Annotated in this window: 14 protein-coding genes; 11 read left to right on the forward strand and 3 right to left on the reverse strand. The window is 56.9% G+C overall.

Annotation, left to right across the window (positions count from 1 at the left end):
• The 8 genes from HGT1_RS02050 to HGT1_RS02085 all read left to right on the forward strand — a co-directional run bounded on the left by HGT1_RS02050 (window position 1) and on the right by HGT1_RS02085 (window position 9,497).
• Window positions 1-1,287, forward strand: a complete 1,287-nt coding sequence (locus tag HGT1_RS02050) for a TRAP transporter large permease (protein WP_176248304.1) — start codon at window positions 1-3, stop codon at window positions 1,285-1,287.
• Between the two features lie 19 nt (window positions 1,288-1,306).
• Window positions 1,307-2,320, forward strand: coding sequence for a TRAP transporter substrate-binding protein DctP (gene dctP, locus HGT1_RS02055; protein WP_176248305.1), 1,014 nt, complete (start codon window positions 1,307-1,309; stop codon window positions 2,318-2,320).
• A gap of 4 nt (window positions 2,321-2,324) precedes the next feature.
• Entirely contained in the window at window positions 2,325-3,311 is a 987-nt protein-coding gene (locus tag HGT1_RS02060) for a C-terminal binding protein (RefSeq protein WP_217902962.1), read from the forward strand.
• A gap of 46 nt (window positions 3,312-3,357) precedes the next feature.
• Window positions 3,358-4,008: an RraA family protein gene (locus tag HGT1_RS02065; protein WP_176248306.1), complete on the forward strand. Its 651-nt coding sequence runs from the start codon at window positions 3,358-3,360 to the stop codon at window positions 4,006-4,008.
• Window positions 4,009-4,086: 78 nt separating this feature from the next.
• Window positions 4,087-5,277, forward strand: coding sequence for an L-dopachrome tautomerase-related protein (locus HGT1_RS02070; RefSeq protein ID WP_176248307.1), 1,191 nt, complete (start codon window positions 4,087-4,089; stop codon window positions 5,275-5,277).
• 57 nt (window positions 5,278-5,334) lie between these two features.
• Window positions 5,335-6,249: a sugar kinase gene (locus tag HGT1_RS02075; protein WP_176248308.1), complete on the forward strand. Its 915-nt coding sequence runs from the start codon at window positions 5,335-5,337 to the stop codon at window positions 6,247-6,249.
• A gap of 203 nt (window positions 6,250-6,452) precedes the next feature.
• Complete coding sequence (locus HGT1_RS02080; RefSeq protein WP_176248309.1) at window positions 6,453-8,777, forward strand: Tex family protein; 2,325 nt, start codon at window positions 6,453-6,455, stop codon at window positions 8,775-8,777.
• A gap of 204 nt (window positions 8,778-8,981) precedes the next feature.
• Complete coding sequence (locus HGT1_RS02085) at window positions 8,982-9,497, forward strand: hypothetical protein (protein ID WP_255200060.1); 516 nt, start codon at window positions 8,982-8,984, stop codon at window positions 9,495-9,497.
• A 65-nt stretch (window positions 9,498-9,562) separates the two neighbouring features.
• Here the strand turns inward: HGT1_RS02085 and HGT1_RS02090 are convergent, their stop codons facing one another.
• Together HGT1_RS02090 and HGT1_RS18265 are read right to left on the reverse strand one after the other, a co-directional pair.
• Window positions 9,563-9,844, reverse strand: coding sequence for a hypothetical protein (locus tag HGT1_RS02090; protein WP_176248310.1), 282 nt, complete (start codon window positions 9,842-9,844; stop codon window positions 9,563-9,565).
• Between the two features lie 155 nt (window positions 9,845-9,999).
• On the reverse strand, window positions 10,000-10,128 hold the full coding sequence (locus HGT1_RS18265) for a hypothetical protein (RefSeq protein ID WP_255200061.1): 129 nt from the start codon (window positions 10,126-10,128) through the stop codon (window positions 10,000-10,002).
• A gap of 315 nt (window positions 10,129-10,443) precedes the next feature.
• On the opposite strand from HGT1_RS18265, the gene HGT1_RS02095 reads away from it, so the two are divergent.
• The 3 genes from HGT1_RS02095 to HGT1_RS02105 all read left to right on the forward strand — a co-directional run bounded on the left by HGT1_RS02095 (window position 10,444) and on the right by HGT1_RS02105 (window position 14,673).
• A complete protein-coding gene (locus HGT1_RS02095; RefSeq protein WP_176248311.1) occupies window positions 10,444-10,791 on the forward strand; it encodes a CidA/LrgA family protein in 348 nt (115 codons plus the stop codon).
• A complete protein-coding gene (locus HGT1_RS02100; RefSeq protein WP_176248312.1) occupies window positions 10,784-11,500 on the forward strand; it encodes an LrgB family protein in 717 nt (238 codons plus the stop codon). Before HGT1_RS02095 ends, HGT1_RS02100 begins: the two co-directional genes overlap by 8 nt.
• A 257-nt stretch (window positions 11,501-11,757) precedes the next feature.
• Window positions 11,758-14,673 (forward strand): ATP-binding protein, encoded by a 2,916-nt coding sequence (locus HGT1_RS02105; RefSeq protein ID WP_217902964.1) that lies wholly within the window; start codon window positions 11,758-11,760, stop codon window positions 14,671-14,673.
• An 86-nt stretch (window positions 14,674-14,759) separates the two neighbouring features.
• On the opposite strand, the gene HGT1_RS02110 is transcribed toward HGT1_RS02105, so the two are convergent.
• The gene (locus tag HGT1_RS02110; protein ID WP_176248314.1) at window positions 14,760-15,185 is read right to left on the reverse strand and encodes a response regulator; all 426 of its coding nucleotides are present in this window, start codon (window positions 15,183-15,185) and stop codon (window positions 14,760-14,762) included.
• Window positions 15,186-15,831 lie beyond the last annotated feature (646 nt).

The following is a 15,831-nucleotide window of genomic DNA, read 5'->3' on the forward strand; positions in this document are numbered from 1 at the left end:
ATGGCGAAAACCCTGATCCTGCTGTTTTTCGGCTGCCTTATCCTAAGCGTGCCCGTTGCCTTTACGATGGGGCTTGCCGGTCTTGTCGCGATCTATGTGGATGGCAGCCTGAACCCGTTGATCGCCGCGCAACGGATGTTTGCCGGTATCGACAGCTTTCCATTGATGGCCGTGCCATTCTTTATCCTGACCTCAGAGCTGATGACGGCCTGTGGTCTCACGACCGCCTTGCTGCGTTTTGCAAATGCGCTGGTCGGTCATCTGCGCGGCGGCCTTGGCCATGTGAATATTCTTGTCTCGATCATGTTTGCGGGGATCAGCGGGTCGGCGCTGGCCGATGCGGCGGGGCCGTCTGCCATCGTGATGCGCATGATGCGAGAGGCGGGTTACGAGAAAAACTATGCCGGTGCATTGTCAGCGGCGACTGCAACCATCGGGCCGATCATACCGCCATCCATTCTCGCTGTGATTTTTGCGATTTCGACCAAGGGCGTCACGGTTGCCGGGCTTTTTCTGGCGGGCATTGTGCCGGGGTTGCTGTTGGGGGCCTCGCTGGCGGTCGCAAACCACATCGTATCCACCCGCAACGGCTATCGCGGTCGCGACACACGGGCCAGTTTCAGTGAACTGCGCAGCGCGGGTTTTGCGGCGCTGCCTGCGCTTGTGATGCCGGGCATCATTCTGGGCGGCATCCTGTTCGGTATCTTCACCCCGACCGAAGCGGGTGCCGTCGCGTCTGCCTATGCGCTTTTTCTGGGTGCTGTCTTGCGGGCGTTCACCTTGCGCGGGCTTTACGACGCATTTGCACGCGCCGCCATTGTGACGTCTTCGGTCTTTCTGATTATCGCCATGGCATCGATCTTTGCGTGGTTGCTGACATATCTGCAAATCCCGCAGGCGCTGGCACAGACGATCACCCAGATGTCCGACAACAAGCTGGTGATCCTTTTTATTCTGGCCGGATTTGCGCTGGTGTGCGGCCTGTTCATCGACACGCTGCCCGCCCTGATCGTTCTGACGCCAATCCTTGGCCCTATTGCCTATTCGGCCGGCATAGACCCGCTGCAATTCGGCATGATGCTGGTGCTGAACCTGACCATCGGCATGGTCACGCCGCCGATCGGTCCGGTTTTGTTTGTCATAGCCACGGTCGGCCAACTGCGCATCGAAGCGCTGTCCCGCGCCATTATCCCGCTGCTTCTGGCGGAGCTCATTGTGCTGCTGCTGGTGATTACCATCCCCGGCATCAGCACTTTCGTGCCCAATTTCTTTGGGTTTGCAAACTGACATGTATGGGAGGAACCACATGACAATCGTATCAAATGCTCTTGTGACAACCGCGTCATTCGCGTTGATCGCCGCCGCCGGGGGCGCGATGGCAAAGGACCTGAAATATGCGCATTTCCAAGCCGCTGATCTGAGCGCGCCGAAACATGCCGCTGGCTTGGCGTTTGAAAGCTGCCTTGAGGGGAAGACTTCAGCTGCCATTGACGTGCAGGTGTTCCCAGCGTCGCAACTGGGCGGCGGCTCCGACATTATGGAGGGGCTGGAGCTGGGCACCGTTCAGATGGCGGTTATCCATGACGGCCCGATCTCGGCGGCTTACAAACCGTTTTCTGTTCTCGCGATGCCCTATCTTTTCGACGATCAGGCAATGGCCTGGTCCGTGATGGATGGGGAATTCGGGCAGGCCTTGGCCGAGGATATGCTGGCCCAGACCGGTATCCGGATGTTGGGTGTTGCCGACAACGGCGTGCGCAATTTTACCAATAACGTGCGCCCCGTCGCGGAACCTGCTGACATGAAGGGCCTCAAGATGCGGGTTATGACCTCGCCGGTTTGGGTTGCGCTGGTCGAAAGCCTTGGGGCATCGGCGACACCCGTGCCATGGCCGGAACTGCCCGGCGCGCTGCAACAAGGTGTTGTTGACGGTCAGGAAAACGGTGTCACGAATATCGTGGATGCCTCGCTTTATCAAAACCAGAAATATGTGTCTTTGGACGGGCATGTTTTCAGCTGGCACGCCTATCTGATTTCAGATTCCTTTTACCAAGGGCTGACCGCAGACGAGCAGAAATCACTGCTGCAATGCACCGAGATCGCCAAAACGATCCACCGTGGGATGACCGCCGCACAAGACGCCAATGCAACGGCGATCCTGTCGGAAAAGGGCATGGAAGTCGTTCAGGTCAGCCCTGAGCAAAAAGCCATGTTCCGCGAAGCGGCCCAACCCGCTGTTCGCGCATTCATCGTAAGCGAGATCGGCGAAGAGTGGCCCGACAAGCTTGACGCGGCTGTTGCCGCTTACCGGTCGGAATAAACCGATGACAACGGACCGCATCATGAAACCATCGACCATCGCCGTTCTTGAACCGGGCTATGCCGCCTATGTGACGGAACAAGACGTATTGGCGGATGACAATGTTCACCTCGTTCCTGTTGGCGAAGATGTTGATGCGGTCCAAGAGGTCACGGCGCTTGACCCGGTTGCCCTTATGGTCCGCGAACGCGCCGTGACCGCCCCCCTGATGGAAGCCTGCCCGAACCTGAGGGTCGTCGTCCGTTATGGGGTGGGGGTCGATAACATCGACCTTGCCCATGCAACAAAACACGGCATCTACGTCGCCAATGTGCCCGATTACGGGGCCGAGATCGAAGTAAGCGAGCACGCTGTCGCGCTGTATCTGGCCGTTCAGCGCCGGTTGGTGACGCGCGATTTTGAAGTGCGCAGCGGGCTTTGGGGCATGGGCCAGGCCGCGATCATTCCTGACCGGACCGATGCCATTCTGGGGCTGGTTGGCGGCGGGCGCATCGGATTGGAAACCGCCCGCAAGTTCCGCGCTTTGGGATTTGCCAAGGTAATGGTCACCGATCCCTTCCTCTCGCAAGCGGCGGCCCAAGCTTCGGGTTTGGAACTGGCCGGCCTGGCAGATATTTGCCGCAGCGCCGATGTCATCAGCCTTCATGCGCCTTTGACGGAGCAGACACATCACATCATCGACAGCGCGCATATCGCCCTGATGAAACCGACGACAATTCTGGTGAATGTCGCACGCGGCGGGCTGCTTGACGAGGGGGCGCTGGCCCGGGCCTTGCACGAAGGGCGCATTTTCGGAGCCGGGATCGACGTCTTCGAGCAGGAACCCATCGCTGCCACGAACCCGCTTTTTTCATCACCGAACACAATCATTTCGGATCACACCGCCTGGTATTCCGAGCGGACAGTCAAGGTTCTGCAACGCAACGCCGCCCTCGAGGTGCAGCGGGTGCTGCGCGGGGCCGTGCCTGAAAACTGGGTCAACTGTTGGTGAGCCATCTGCACAACAACCGTCAAACAAACCAATAAAGGACAGTCACATGACATTAGAACAACTTATCGCAGGCTTTCGCACGGTTGCGACCGCATCGGTAGCCGACGCTGTGGACAAGGTCGCGGGCCGCACCGGATTTCTGCCCGCAGCCTTCAAGCCGCGCATCAACGAGGCCAAGATCGTGGGCCCGGCCGTTACCGTGTTGGAAGGCCCGACCGAAGAATTCCTGCCGCCACAACATGCATTGGATGCCATTGACGAGGCGGATGCAGGATCGGTCATCGTGATCTCGACCAACGGCACCACCGATGTGGCCTTGTGGGGCGGGTTGATGACGGCGGGTGCCATTGCCAACAAACACGAAGCCGCGGTTCTGGATGGCGGTCTGCGTGACCTTGTCGAGATCAAGCGCGATTTCGATTTTCCGGTGTTTTCGCGCTGCGTGTCACCGGGCACCACATTGGGGCGGATCAAGACCCTGGCGTCGAATGTCGAGGTGGCCATGGGCGATGTCATCGTGCGCCCCGGCGACATCATCGTTGGCGATATCGACGGCATTGTTTGCATCCCGCGCGATCATGCGCCCGAGATTTTGGCGATGGCCAAGGAAATAGACGAGCGTGAGGCCGAACAGGCCAAGCTGATCATTGCCAGCGGATCCCTGCGCGAGGGATTGGCGAAATACGGTCGTATCTGAACGAAAATCAAAAAAACCATCTGTCGTTGGTTGGGTCATCGGCCAGCGGCGCAAACTACCAACAGAAAGGTCAAGATAATGATAAAGAAATTGCTTCACCTCAGCGCGATAACTTTCGCGTTCGGCCTGCCAGCCGCCGCACAGGACAAGATCGAAATCGTCGCGGAATGGAACGCGATCCCATACTCGGTCACCGACGCGGCGACACGCACCGCTTGGGAACAAAGCGACATCTTTGGCACGGCGCTGATGCAGGGTGCCAAGATCGACAGCGCAGGCAACATCTATGTGTCGACCGCCCGTTGGGGTGGCAAGGAAATCCCGTCCACGCTGTCAAAGCTTGTCAAAGCCGGAGACAACTGGGAATTGGCGGCATACCCGTCCGAAGAAATGAACTACATCGCAAACAAGGCAGGTCTCAAAGCGGTCTTGGGTTTCGAGATCGACCGCAACGACGTTATGTGGATCCTTGATCAGGGGCATGTCGGGGGCAGCATGGAAGCGGGCGACGCCAAGCTGGTGTTGTGGGACATAAAGGCGGATAAAGAGCTCCAGCGTTATGTTTTTACCAACGAAGAAGCTGATCAGAAATGTTCGTTCCTGAACGATCTGGCCGTCGATAATGACACCGGTTTTGCCTATATCGCAGATAGCGGCATTTTCTGTAATCCGCTGCACGGCGGGCTGATCGTCTATGATTCAAACACCAACACCGTCCGTCGCATTCTTGACCAAAGCAAGTTCACCAACAACGAGCCGAACTTCTTTTTCAACATCGACAACCGGAGCGTGCTCAAGAACGGTGGTATGCAGACCGGCGCGGACGGCATCGCATTGTCGGGCGACAAGGAAACGCTGTATTGGACGAACCTGACGGGCAACCACCTGTACAGCCTTCCGACGGTTGTGATGCGCGATGCGCAAGCCACGGGTACTGATATCGAAAACGCTGTGAAAGTTGAGGCCGTGCTGCCCTCAAACACCGACGGGATGACCGCCGACAATGCCGGCAATATCTATATGACCGCGCTTTCGCTTGATGGTGTGATGCGCTTTGAGGAAGCGACGGGTCGTGTGACGCGATTTGCCCATAACCCTGAAATGAACTGGCCGGACACCCTGGCGTGGGGGCCGGACGAGGCGCTTTATGTCGTGTCGAACCACCTGCATCTTTGGGTGGATGGCGATATGAATTTCAAAGACCCGGAAATTCCGAACTTCCGCATCTGGAAAATTCCCGGTGTCGGTCGCAGCTACACAACGCAATAACAATCTCCTGACTGGCTGCACCTGCGGGTGCGGCCGCTTTTAAAAATGCGAGAAAACATGACACCTGACATTCTTTGCCTTGGCGAACCGATGCTGGAATTCAACCAGCAGGTTGACGGCAATTACCTTCCCGGACATGGCGGCGATACGTCAAATTGCGCAGTCGCTGCCGCGCGGCAGGGCGCAGCCGTCGGCTATGTCACCCATGTCGGCGCTGATCCCTTCGGCCAATCGTTCATGGATCTTTGGCAGGCCGAAGGGATAGACACCTCCACCGTGAAGCAGGTGACAGACGCCCCCACGGGGGTCTACTTTGTGACCCACGGCGCTGACGGCCATCAATTCAGCTATTTTCGGGCAGGATCGGCAGCCAGCCGGATGACAGCGGATGACCTGCCATGCAAAGCGCTTTGTTCGGCAAACATACTGCATGTTTCGGGTATAAGTCAGGCCATATCCGATAGCGCGACGGACGCGGTGTTTGCTGCCATCGACCTGGTCAGGGATGCTGGCGGGCAAGTGTCTTACGACACCAACCTGCGCCTTAAACTCTGGCCATTGGACCGCGCCCGCGCCATCACACATGCCGCAATGGCGCGGTGCACGATCGCCCTTCCCGGGTTGGAGGACGCAACGCAACTGACCGGACTGACCGCCCCCGATGCCATCGCGGATTTTTACCTTGGCCTCGGGGCAGAAGTTGTGGCGCTGACCTTGGGCCACGAAGGCACGCTGGTTGCCACGCATCAGGACCGCCAGCGCATCAAGGGCCGCAAGGTCGAAGCCGTTGATGCAACCGCAGCCGGCGATACGTTTGACGGGGCATTTCTTGCGCGACTGGTGGCGGGCGACACCGCCTTTGACGCGGCAAGATACGCCAATGCGGCAGCGGCATTATCCACTCAGGGTTATGGTGCCGTCGCCCCAATGCCGCGAAAAGATGCGGTCGAGGCGTTTCTGAGGCAGGGTTAGCAAGAAGAAATCACGGCGGTTGCTGGCGTTGACCGCGCCAAGGTCGACATGTTCTGCCGTGAATACCCCAGCTCAGGGCGGCCTTAGGCCGTCAGGCGAACCCCCCAATGCTGCGCATGTTGGTGTGTCAATTGAAGTCCGGGGCTTGGCGCGCAGGGGTTCCGGCGCTATCACGGCGATCCGGATAGTTTGGGGAGCCAGTCATGAACGCCGTCGCAGATCGCATTGCCCGTATAATCGCCACCGATATTGATGCACGCCCCGAACAGGTCACGGCCACGGTCGCCCTGCTGGATGGCGGTGACACCGTTCCATTCGTCGCCCGTTACCGCAAAGAAGTGACCGGTGGTTTGGATGACACGCAACTGCGCCGTCTGGCCGAACGGCTGGGCTATCTGCGTGAACTGGAAAAACGCCGTGCCAGCATCCTTGGTGAAATCACCGAGCAAGGCAAACTGACAGATACGCTGGCCCGTGCCATCGCGAATGCCGACACCAAAGCCGTGCTTGAAGACCTGTATTTGCCGTTCAAACCAAAGCGCCGCACAAAGGCGATGATTGCCCGCGAAAACGGGCTGGAACCCTTGCTGCGCGCCATTCTGGACCAGCGTGCCGCTGAGCCCGTTGAACTGGCGCGGGGCTATCTGTCAGAGGCAGTGGCAACCGAAAAAGACGCATTGAACGGTGCCCGCGATATTCTGACCGAAGAACTGGGTGAAAACGCAGCATTGTTGGGCCGCCTGCGGCAGGTGATGCAACAAGAAGCCCATGTGACGGCCAGTGTCATCAAGGGCAAAGAAGAGGTGGGGGCCAAGTTCTCGGATTATTTTGCCCATAGCGAAAAATGGGCCACGATCCCGTCACACCGCGCCCTTGCGATTCTGCGCGCGTCGAAAGAAGACATCGTTACCGTTGATATCGGCCCTGCCGACGACGATGCGCTTGCGCGGGTGATCGGGATCATTGCCGCAGAAATCGGCATACGGGGCACCGCGCCGGGCGATCTGTGGCTGCGCGATGTCGCCGTCTGGACATGGCGGATCAAGCTGAGCCTGTCGATGTTCACGGACCTGCTGACCGATTTGCGGCGGCGGTCCCATGCGACGGCAATCGACGTATTCGCCCGCAACCTGCGGGATCTTTTGCTTGCCGCTCCGGCTGGGGCGCGTGCGACGCTGGGCCTTGATCCGGGGATCCGGACTGGTTGCAAGATCGCGGTCGTGGACGAGACGGGCAAGTTACTGGACACCGCAACGATCTATCCGTTCCAGCCCCGCAACGATCTGCGCGGCGCAGAAGAAACGCTGCTTCATCTGATCAAAAAGCATCAGGTCGCCTTGATCGCGGTTGGCAACGGAACGGCCAGCCGTGAATCCGAACGGTTGATCGCGGATATCCTGAAACGTCTGCCCAATGGCGTTGCCCGTCCAACCCCGGTGATCGTGTCCGAAGCGGGGGCGTCGGTCTATTCCGCTTCGGAGCTGGCATCTCAGGAATTCCCGGATGTCGATGTGTCGATCCGCGGGGCCGTATCCATCGCCCGGCGGCTGCAGGACCCGCTTGCCGAACTGGTGAAAATTGAACCGCAAGCCATTGGCGTGGGGCAATATCAGCACGACGTTGACCAGCGGCAGCTTGCCCAGTCTTTGGCCGCCGTTGTCGAAGACGCGGTGAACGCGGTCGGTGTTGATCTGAACATGGCGTCGGGGCCGTTGCTGGCGCATATTGCGGGGCTAGGGCCGTCACTGGCGCAAAACATCGTTGCGCACCGTGACGCGAACGGGGCTTTTGCCCGCCGCAAAGACCTGTTGAAGGTCGCAGGACTGGGGCCGAAAGCCTTTGAGCAATGCGCGGGTTTCCTGCGCATCACCCAAGGGACCGAACCGCTTGATGCGTCCTCTGTTCACCCCGAAGCCTACGGTATTGCGCGCAAGATCGTGCAGGCCTGCGGGCGCGATGTTCGGGAGATCATGGGCGACAAAACCGCGCTTGCCGGTTTACGCGCCGAGCAATTCGTCGATGACAATTTCGGGCTGCCCACCGTGCGCGACATCTTGCAGGAGCTTGAGAAACCCGGCCGCGACCCGCGTCCGGCGTTCAAAACGGCCAGCTTTGCCGAAGGCATCGACAGTATTACCGACCTCAAACCGGGGATGTCGCTGGAAGGGACGGTGACGAATGTCGCGGCCTTTGGTGCATTTGTCGATATCGGGGTGCATCAGGATGGTTTGGTGCATGTGAGCCAGCTTGCCGATCGGTTTATCAAAGACCCGCATGAGGTTGTCAAAGCGGGTGACGTCGTGCGCGTGCGTGTGACCGAAGTCGACGTGCCCCGCAAACGGATCGGCCTGACGATGCGCAAGGACAATAGCGCAGAGCCGTCGAAGGGGCCGCGCCCCGCCGCAACGCCGAAACCCCAGGTCAGAAACCAGCCCAAGGCAGCCCCAAAGCCCGCGGCCAGCACTGACGGGGCGCTCGGTTCGGCGCTTGCCGAAGCGTTAAGACGCCAGCTTGATCCCAAAGCCTAGCGGGATCGGGCAATGACTGCGCGTGAAACCCGGCCTCAATGCGCTGTCTCTGAGATCTATCTACGGATAGGTTTCGGGGCGGGCGACATAGGCGAACCGGCTTTGCATATCCGCCCCCCCTGGCTGCGACCCGAGTTTGGCAATCCCGGCACTATCATTCCTGGCAGCATAGCTTAAAGGAAGGTGACACCTTTTGGAGAATGAATGATGGAAGCTTCACAGAGCGTACCTGAACTGGTTGCTGTCGCGAAAGCCAATGCAAAGAAGTACGAAGACCAGGTTTCCGAAATTCTCAAGCATGCGGACGGACAGACCCCGTCTGACGCCCAACTTGAAGAGCTTCGCATTGCGACGGCTGCGCTTGAGGCGGAGGCCGTCGATATTTTTACCGTCTTCGAGGCACGGATGCAGCACCATTTTCGCCGCGGCCCGTTTTCGCGCAAGTTGGAAGCGTTGCTCAAAGAGGCAGCGCAGGCCGATCTCGCCGACAGCATCCACCAATATTATCTTGCCATCAACGTGCTGAAACACGGCAAAGGCGCGAGCTATCGCGAGTTGCTGAATACCCCAAGCGCACAGTTTCGTGTGAAGCCAGCCGAAGACATCATCGCGGAAGACGCGGACACGTCCGAAAGCCTGATCGAAATCGCGGTTCCGGGCTTTTTTGACGGGCTGACTGCAACAATTCTCGAGGCTTACGACTTCCTTGAGAAGAAATAGGGTTCTGAACTTTCGCGGCTAGATGGTATGCGCAATGCCCGAACGGCCCCGATCTGTCGCAGGTTTTAAGACGGCTCTACTTCAGGCACGGACCCGAGCCTGACGATGAAACTGGGGTCGCTGACCTCACCGGAATCGGGATCTTCGGTCACCGAATAGGCATCGACACCCACGCAGCTGTCAGAGAGGTGTTCACGTTCCGCGCGTAATTGCGCCTCGTGAGACGTGGAATACTTGATTTGTTTATCAATGCTCAGGCTGACCTGCCCGTCGCGGCCGGTCTTTTTTTCGATGTAGGTCTGGCAGATGTAATGCACCTTGGGGCCGTTTTCGTTTTCTTGGCTCATGTCAGTCTCCTGATCTGAATAATGGGACGCTTGCACTGCGTTTCGCGGGGGTGATGAATGCGGCCTGTCGCCCCGGTCGGAATACGCCCCGGTTGAACTGACGGCTCAACCAGAGCGCATGATTAGCGTGTTATTCCAATATGCGCCATCGGCTGTTACTTCACTTTTTTGCCGCCAATCGCCATCGCAGGCCTGCCTGTCAAAGAATTCGCCGTTGCGAGAACTTTGGGCTTTTCCTGCTTTGGTTTTTTGACCTCTTTTTTACTATTTTTGCCTTTAGCCATGGGATGTCCTTCCAATATGCAGCGATCCGGAGCCGGAATGGCAGGGGCTTGGCTGCGGTCTTACGCCTTTGCCGGTCTTGGGCAAAAGCGGTTTTGATCTGACGCGCTACCCTTAGCTTAACCGCTATTTCGGGTGCTTCGTCCATCGCTCATTGCGGGCGGTGCGAAATGGGCATGAACGGGGGGGCTTTGGGCGGAAACGGTCCTCTGGCCTTCAGGGGAAGGGGCAGGTTTCGAAATAACTGTCGTAATTGTGCAGTTGAACGTTATCGTGGCGGGGAAAAGCCCAAATCCCATAGCGCCCCCGAGGAAGTAATGATCGGATATCTGACAATCATATTGGTCTGCCAACTGGTCGGAGAACTGATCGTCGGCACCCTGTCTATCTCGATACCGGGGCCCGTCCTTGGCATGTTAATTCTGTTTCTTCTGCTTTTGATACGCGGGGACCTGCCAGCCGGTTTGGGGCAAACGGCAGATGGTCTGCTCCGTGCAATGTCGCTGCTTTTTGTGCCAGCAGGGACGGGTGTCATGATGCATTTCAAACTGCTGGGAGAAGCCTTGCTGCCGCTTGGCGCGGCGCTTGTGGTAAGTACGGCGATGACGATAACCGTGACCGCCCTGATGATGCGGTGGCTGAAAAAGGCAGAAGCGGATGAGTAACCTTCAGGAAACATGGGTCTATCTGAACGCCTCGCCGCTTTTTCACCTGACGCTGACCTTGGTTGCGTTTCAGGCGGCAAACTGGCTGTTTGAAAAGGGCGGGCGGAACCCGCTGCTGAACCCGGTTCTGGTCGCGGTTATTCTGGTGGTTTCGGTCCTGTATTTCACCAAGACCGATTACGGCACATATTTTCAGGGCGCGCAGTTCGTCCATTTCCTGCTGGGTCCGGCGACGGTGTCTTTGGCCATCCCGCTGTATCGCCAGTGGGGCCGGGTCAGCGGGTCGGTGCTGGCAATCGGCATCAGCCTTTTGACGGGGTCGGTCGTTGCAATTGTGACGGCTGTCGGAACGGCATGGCTGTTGGGCGGGTCAGAAATATTGCTGGCGTCCATCGCCCCAAAATCGGCCACAGCCCCCGTCGCAATGGCCATTTCACAAGAATTGGGCGGCGTGCCGTCCTTGACGGCTGTGCTGGTCATTGTGTCGGGTATCTTGGGGGCGATGTTTGGACCGATCCTGTTGAACCTGATCGGCGTAACGGATTGGAGCGCGCGCGGTCTGGCCATCGGCACCGCAAGCCACGGTATTGGAACGGCTCGGGCGTTGCAGGTCAATGAAACAGCCGGGGCATTTTCCGGTCTCGCAATGGGCTTGAATGCGGTGGCCACAGCTTTGCTTGTCCCAATTCTATGGGGCCTCTTGTTTTAAGACGGCGGATCAAAGCACGCCAGATACGGTGTTCGCTTTGCCTGCATGAATTACAACTTCGATACGGCGTGCCCGGCGGTCATCTGCAACAAAAAAACATCAGTATTGTGCATGTTGAAAAAGTAAGCATCCCCTGTAATCACAAAGGGTTAACAGAAGTATTGGTGTGACTTATCTTGATCTGTTATGATGGATCAAAGATAGTTCAAAGCTATCGACCGGGCCAAACCGTACACGTCGCCAGAAACTCCGTATGATTGGACTATCTTTTGGAACCCTATAACGCACGTTATGATGAGCTGTTACGGAAGTTGATCGCTGAACGCCGGTTTTCCTACCTCAAGTTTGACGAAGCGCTCGAATTCTTCTGCAATACAATCACTGAAGCACTGGGTGTCGAAAGAGTTGGCATTTGGGAACTCAACGCGACAGAGACTGAACTGAAGGCGGTCGTGCAATGGAGCGCGTCAGATGGTGTGGCGCAGTCGAAATTTGTTTTGGGCGCGGGGCAGGCCGACAAATATCTTCAGTCCATCAAAGGCAATATCCAGCTTAGCTTTGACGATGCCATGAACGACCCGAGATGTTCGGAACTCGCGCAGTCCTATATTCCGAAGTATGGCATCACGTCGATGCTTGATTGTCCTATCAACGATATCAACCGGATGATCGGTGTTTTGTGCATTGAACATGTGGGTCCGAAACGAAGCTGGACAAAAGAAGAGCAGAATTTTGCCGGTTCGATCGCGAGCCTGATTGCTCTGGCTTTCGAAAACCGCGAGCGGATCAAGGCGGAAGCAGAGACGAGCCGCCAGACGAAGCGGCTCCAGTTCTACAGAAACCTTGTGTCTGACTGGCAGTGGCAAACCGATGTAAACCATGACGTCATTGAGGTCTTGGGGCATGATCTGGATATCGGGCGCGATTACCAAGAGGTTTGGAACAGACCCATCTGGGAACTCGACTGGATCACGCCAGTCGATACGACTTGGGATGACCTTAAGGCGAATTTCGACAATCGGCTAAAGCTGGACCACTTTATTATCTCTATGAAGCTGGGCGGCGGTGAAATCATCTACAGCGAGCTTTCGGGCCGTCCTATTTTTGACGAGAATGATAAATTTTCGGGATATTGGGGCGTTGCAAAGAACATCACGGAAAAGCTGCAACGCGAGAACGAACTGCAATCCATCCTGAAGATTCACAGTAACGCCGCGAGGCTTGCCAAAGTGGGGTCGTGGGTCTGGGACGAAGTCAAAGGGCGGATTACCTATTGTTCTCCCGAATTGGCCGATATTTACGGCATCACACCCGAAGAACTGATCGAGCGGACCGTCGCCTTTAACCTGCCGGAGGATACGGTCCGAGACCCAGGGGTGCCGCCTTATGAAAAAGACCTGAGTTGGGTCCACCCCGATGACCGAGAGCATTACCGGAAGGTGGTTGAACGTGCCCACCAAATGGCGACGGGGTACGAGACGGTAACCCGTATCGTGCGCGATGACGGGTCGATCCGAGTTCTACATGAACTGGCCGAGCCTGTATTCAGTGATGATGGGCGTTTCGTGGCGACCACCGGTGTCTTGATCGATATGACGGATACCGAAACCCGAAAGAATGAGCTCAAGCGAAGCCGCGAACAGCTTGCCAACCTCATGGATAACATTCCAGGCGCTCTTTATCGTGTGAAAAACGACGAAAACTGGACGCCGATCTACAAAAGTGCGGGGTTTGACGAACTCTTTGGGTTTAAATCGCCGGGCGATGAAGGCCCCGCAGCCGCGCGACTGGAATATCAAAATGTGTTGCGTGATGCCGACATGGAGAACGTGAAGGAAAAGGTCGCCCAAGCCATCAAGAACGGGAGCCCCTACGAGTTCGAATACCCCGTTTTCCGTGAGGGTGCTACTGAACCGGTCTGGCTGTTCGAGCGCGGTCGCCCCATTTTGAACGCGGACGGAGAATACGAGCTGGAAGGCGTCTTGATTGACGTCACCGAAAAGCACGCGGCCCAAGAGGCGCTTATTCAAAGCCAGCGGATGGACGCCGTGGGCCAGCTGACAGGCGGCATTGCGCATGATTTCAACAACCTTCTGGCCGTCGTTTTGGGGAATTTGGAGTTGTTGAGGGACGAATTGCATGATCCGCTTCATACCGATTTTGTCGATACGGCAATTACAGCGACCCTACGCGGGTCAGACCTGACCAAAAAGATGTTGAACTTTGCGCAACAAGCCCGGCTAGAGCCGGCGGCGCTTGACCTGAACGAGAATATCCTTGGTGTTCAAAGCTGGATCAATCGCACCCTTCCGCAAAACATCTCGATCCGGACAAAGCTTTCCCCCGACCTGTGGGAGATCATGGTCGACCACAGTTCTACCGAAAGCCTTATCCTGAACCTTATTCTGAACGCGCGGGATGCGATGCCCCAAGGTGGGGATCTGACGATAGAAACCGCCAACAAAACGATAGACGCCGACATCATTGAGGCCCCCAATGAAACCCTGTTGCACGGGGATTATGTGGTTCTGTCCGTAAGCGATACGGGGCATGGCATTCCAAGAGATATTCTGGACCGCATTTTCGAGCCGTTTTTCACGACCAAAGCGACAGGCAGGGGAACGGGCCTGGGGCTGGCGATGATCCGTGGGTTTATCAAGCAATCGGGCGGCACCGTTCATGTCTACTCAGAGCAGGATATCGGCACGACCTTCAAGATCTACTTCAGGGCCTCAAAGCATGAACCCGCGCCCAATCTGCTAAAGGCCCAACCCGAAACAAAAGATGCCCTGACCGGGGTTAAGATCCTGCTCGCCGAAGATGATATCCAAGTGGCAAAGGTCATCGCAATGATCCTCGAACGGCTGGGCAGTTCGGTCACCTTGGCTGCAAACGGGGATGAAGCGCTAAAGATTTTCCAGACTGATCCTGATTTCAGTCTCTTGCTCACGGATATCGTCATGCCGGGAGAGCTGATGGGAACGCATCTGGCAAAAGCCCTGCGGGATATTCGGAGAGACCTTCCGGTTATTTTCATGTCCGGATATGCCGATGAAGCGATGGTTCACGGAAACGGCCTTCGGCCTGACGACATCAAGCTGAGCAAACCGGTGAGCCGGGCAGATTTGGTCCAGTCGATCCAGGAGGTGCTGAAGCTTGGGGGGGTCACATAGGTGAAGTGGCGGGATTTCGGGGGCAGGGGGGATACCGCATGGAACATGGTCGGCATCATGCAGATGAACTGAACAACGGATTGTCTTCAGTTGATCCCTTCGCCGCGCACAAGTAGCCGGGATACCGCTTCGACAAGCTGGTTATATCGATAGGGCTTGGTCAGAAGGGCGATCTTTACGTCATCAATGAAAAATGTATCTGACAGGTCATTGGGAAACCCAGTGACAATAAGCACGGGCAAGGATTGCACTTCTCGCAATTCACTCTCGCGCAGCCAGCTTATGATCTTGTCGCCGTGGAGGTCCGGCAGATGAAGGTCAACCACAGCAAAGTCATAGGTCAACGCTGACGTCACCAGATTTGACAGAAAACCCACCGCCTCCGATGAGCTGTCAACACAACACCCCATCTTCTCAAGCTGCCGCGTCAGGGTTGTGCGAAATTCCAGATTGTCGTCGACCAGAAGGGCCCGCAGACCTCGATCGCGCCGGCTTGAAGCTAAAGTGGTCATTAGTGTCACCTCACCACCAGATAAACGCTATGTGAAAGCACTATAGCAGGTATAATGATTTTATTTAAGTATCTTGTTGTTTCCAAGGATGTGCGGGCTGAATGCAGCTGGCCAACGAAGGCCCGATTTGGTTGACTTACGCGCAATCGGTTGAAACTCCATATGGTGCATTGGGTCACGTCATACCCTGACTGCTTTGACTGGCCGGAACCCTGAGGGAGGTTGGTATAGAAACGGTTAAGAAATCGCCATGGGTGTATTGGGTGACGTTGGATAAGAGGCCCCGGGCCCGTCGGCCATCTGACAGGTGGTTCCACGCGCCCCAAGCGGATGCGGGCGCGCTTTCCGAGGCGGCAGCAAACGGCGAAATGCCTTTATGGCGGCCAAGCCACGCGGCGCGCAGGGTGGATATGTCCGGCAGCCGGTTTTGATTCCGCCTGTCGGGGGAATCGCTGGCATCGAATCTGCGCGTCTGATGTATATATTAGTCTGCTGTATAGCGTGATCTGTGGCCGGAGGCGTCTGTCGGTCACTATTGCAATGACATGCAGGCGTCTTCCTGCCTGAAAAATCACCACGCAAAACCTTAAAAAGCTGACCGAGACGAAAAAAGGTGCTGCAGGTGCAAAAAAGGGGTTGCGGGTAT

The organism is Sulfitobacter sp. HGT1 (assembly GCF_013282155.1).
Taxonomy (GTDB): Bacteria; Pseudomonadota; Alphaproteobacteria; order Rhodobacterales; family Rhodobacteraceae; genus Sulfitobacter.

Coding starts and splice junctions, on each gene's coding strand:
- HGT1_RS02050 (WP_176248304.1), top strand. CDS start 1: ATGGCGAAAACCCTGATCCTGCTGTTTTTCGGCTGCCTTATCCTAAGC.
- dctP (WP_176248305.1), top strand. CDS start 1,307: ATGACAATCGTATCAAATGCTCTTGTGACAACCGCGTCATTCGCGTTG.
- HGT1_RS02060 (WP_217902962.1), top strand. CDS start 2,325: ATGACAACGGACCGCATCATGAAACCATCGACCATCGCCGTTCTTGAA.
- HGT1_RS02065 (WP_176248306.1), top strand. CDS start 3,358: ATGACATTAGAACAACTTATCGCAGGCTTTCGCACGGTTGCGACCGCA.
- HGT1_RS02070 (WP_176248307.1), top strand. CDS start 4,087: ATGATAAAGAAATTGCTTCACCTCAGCGCGATAACTTTCGCGTTCGGC.
- HGT1_RS02075 (WP_176248308.1), top strand. CDS start 5,335: ATGACACCTGACATTCTTTGCCTTGGCGAACCGATGCTGGAATTCAAC.
- HGT1_RS02080 (WP_176248309.1), top strand. CDS start 6,453: ATGAACGCCGTCGCAGATCGCATTGCCCGTATAATCGCCACCGATATT.
- HGT1_RS02085 (WP_255200060.1), top strand. CDS start 8,982: ATGATGGAAGCTTCACAGAGCGTACCTGAACTGGTTGCTGTCGCGAAA.
- HGT1_RS02090 (WP_176248310.1), bottom strand. CDS start 9,844: ATGAGCCAAGAAAACGAAAACGGCCCCAAGGTGCATTACATCTGCCAG.
- HGT1_RS18265 (WP_255200061.1), bottom strand. CDS start 10,128: ATGGCTAAAGGCAAAAATAGTAAAAAAGAGGTCAAAAAACCAAAGCAG.
- HGT1_RS02095 (WP_176248311.1), top strand. CDS start 10,444: ATGATCGGATATCTGACAATCATATTGGTCTGCCAACTGGTCGGAGAA.
- HGT1_RS02100 (WP_176248312.1), top strand. CDS start 10,784: ATGAGTAACCTTCAGGAAACATGGGTCTATCTGAACGCCTCGCCGCTT.
- HGT1_RS02110 (WP_176248314.1), bottom strand. CDS start 15,185: ATGACCACTTTAGCTTCAAGCCGGCGCGATCGAGGTCTGCGGGCCCTT.